The organism is Edwardsiella piscicida (genome assembly GCF_001896205.1).
Classification (GTDB): Bacteria; Pseudomonadota; Gammaproteobacteria; order Enterobacterales; family Enterobacteriaceae; genus Edwardsiella; species Edwardsiella piscicida.
This window is the reverse complement of record NZ_MPNU01000002.1, coordinates 1-3,087: the sequence shown is the minus strand read 5'-3', so window position 1 is coordinate 3,087 and position 3,087 is coordinate 1. Positions and strand designations below refer to the sequence as shown.

Here is a 3,087-nt window from a genome sequence, read left to right as displayed (position 1 = left end):
GGCCATCGGTATCAATCTTGAACAAGCTTCATTCGTCTCTCTAAAAACACCTTCGGTGTTGTAAGGTTAAGTCTCACGGATCATTAGTACTGGTTAGCTCAACGTATCGCTACGCTTACACACCCAGCCTATCAACGTCTTAGTCTTAAACGTTCCTTTAGTGGACTCAAGGTCCAAGGGAAGACTCATCTCGAGGCAAGTTTCGCGCTTAGATGCTTTCAGCGCTTATCTTTTCCGCACGTAGCTACCGGGCAATGCAATTGGCATCACAACCCGAACACCAGCGGTGCGTCCACTCCGGTCCTCTCGTACTAGGAGCAGCCCCTCTCAATCTTCCAACGCCCACGGCAGATAGGGACCGAACTGTCTCACGACGTTCTAAACCCAGCTCGCGTACCACTTTAAATGGCGAACAGCCATACCCTTGGGACCTACTTCAGCCCCAGGATGTGATGAGCCGACATCGAGGTGCCAAACACCGCCGTCGATATGAACTCTTGGGCGGTATCAGCCTGTTATCCCCGGAGTACCTTTTATCCGTTGAGCGATGGCCCTTCCATTCAGAACCACCGGATCACTAAGACCTGCTTTCGCACCTGCTCGAGCCGTCACTCTCGCAGTCAAGCTAGCTTATGCCTTTGCACTAACCTCCTGATGTCCGACCAGGATTAGCTAACCTTCGTGCTCCTCCGTTACTCTTTGGGAGGAGACCGCCCCAGTCAAACTACCCACCAGACACTGTCCCTACCCCGGATCACGGGGCCAGGTTAGAACATCAAACATTAAAGGGTGGTATTTCAAGGTCGGCTCCATGCAGACTGGCGTCCACACTTCAAAGCCTCCCACCTATCCTACACATCAAGGTTCAATGTTCAGTGTCAAGCTATAGTAAAGGTTCACGGGGTCTTTCCGTCTTGCCGCGGGTACACTGCATCTTCACAGCGAGTTCAATTTCACTGAGTCTCGGGTGGAGACAGCCTGGCCATCATTACGCCATTCGTGCAGGTCGGAACTTACCCGACAAGGAATTTCGCTACCTTAGGACCGTTATAGTTACGGCCGCCGTTTACTGGGGCTTCGATCAAGAGCTTCGCCTTGCGGCTGACCCCATCAATTAACCTTCCAGCACCGGGCAGGCGTCACACCCTATACGTCCACTTTCGTGTTTGCAGAGTGCTGTGTTTTTATTAAACAGTTGCAGCCAGCTGGTATCTTCGACTGGCTTCAGCTCCATCCGCAAGGGACTTCACCTACATGCCAGCGTGCCTTCTCCCGAAGTTACGGCACCATTTTGCCTAGTTCCTTCACCCGAGTTCTCTCAAGCGCCTTGGTATTCTCTACCTGACCACCTGTGTCGGTTTGGGGTACGATTCAGTGTTATCTGGAGCTTAGAGGCTTTTCCTGGAAGCAGGGCATTAACCACTTCAGCACCGTAGTGCCTCGTCATCACGCCTCAGTGTTAAAGGTAACCGGATTTGCCAAGTTACCACACCTACACGCTTAAACCGGGACAACCGTCGCCCGGCCGGTCTAGCCTTCTCCGTCCCCCCTTCGCAATAACACCAAGTACAGGAATATTAACCTGTTTCCCATCGACTACGCTTTTCAGCCTCGCCTTAGGGGTCGACTTACCCTGCCCCGATTAACGTTGGACAGGAACCCTTGGTCTTCCGGCGAGCGGGCTTTTCACCCGCTTTATCGTTACTTATGTCAGCATTCGCACTTCTGATACCTCCAGCAGCCCTCACAGGCCACCTTCGCAGGCTTACAGAACGCTCCCCTACCCAACAACGCCTAAGCGTCGCTGCCGCAGCTTCGGTGCATGGTTTAGCCCCGTTACATCTTCCGCGCAGGCCGACTCGACCAGTGAGCTATTACGCTTTCTTTAAATGATGGCTGCTTCTAAGCCAACATCCTGGCTGTCTATGCCTTCCCACATCGTTTCCCACTTAACCATGACTTTGGGACCTTAGCTGGCGGTCTGGGTTGTTTCCCTCTTCACGACGGACGTTAGCACCCGCCGTGTGTCTCCCGTGATAACATTCTTCGGTATTCGTAGTTTGCATCGGGTTGGTAAGTCGGGATGACCCCCTAGCCGAAACAGTGCTCTACCCCCGAAGATGAGTTCACGAGGCGCTACCTAAATAGCTTTCGGGGAGAACCAGCTATCTCCCGGTTTGATTGGCCTTTCACCCCCAGCCACAAGTCATCCGCTAATTTTTCAACATTAGTCGGTTCGGTCCTCCAGTTAGTGTTACCCAACCTTCAACCTGCCCATGGCTAGATCACCGGGTTTCGGGTCTATACCTTGCAACTAGACGCCCAGTTAAGACTCGGTTTCCCTACGGCTCCCCTATTCGGTTAACCTTGCTACAAAATATAAGTCGCTGACCCATTATACAAAAGGTACGCAGTCACACCCTAAAGGATGCTCCCACTGCTTGTACGTACACGGTTTCAGGTTCTATTTCACTCCCCTCGCCGGGGTTCTTTTCGCCTTTCCCTCACGGTACTGGTTCACTATCGGTCAGTCAGGAGTATTTAGCCTTGGAGGATGGTCCCCCCATATTCAGACAGGATAACACGTGTCCCGCCCTACTCATCGAACTCACAGCTGTGCACCTTCGTGTACGGGGCTATCACCCTGTATCGCGCGACTTTCCAGACGCTTCCACTAATGCACAAACTGATTCAGGTTCTGGGCTCTTCCCCGTTCGCTCGCCGCTACTAGGGGAATCTCGGTTGATTTCTTTTCCTCAGGGTACTTAGATGTTTCAGTTCCCCTGGTTCGCCTCGTTAAGCTATGTATTCACTTAACGATAGTGCAACGGATTGCACTGGGTTTCCCCATTCGGACATCGCCGGCTAATAACGCTTCATATCAGCTCACCGACGCTTATCGCAGATTAGCACGTCCTTCATCGCCTCTGACTGCCTAGGCATCCACCGTGTACGCTTAGTCACTTAACCTCACAACCCGAAGGTGTTTCACTTCGTGCTGTAAGCATTTGAGAGACTCTCGAATCACTTATTAAAAGCAATTCGATTGTTTTCGAATTTTCAGCTTGTTCCAGATTGTTAAAGAGC

1 rRNA gene is annotated in these 3,087 nt (G+C 52.0%); it reads right to left on the bottom strand.

Annotation, left to right across the window (positions count from 1 at the left end):
* Positions 1–62 precede the first annotated feature (62 nt).
* Positions 63–2,970: ribosomal RNA gene (locus tag BRD58_RS17705) — 23S ribosomal RNA — on the bottom strand.
* Positions 2,971–3,087: the final 117 nt, after the last annotated feature.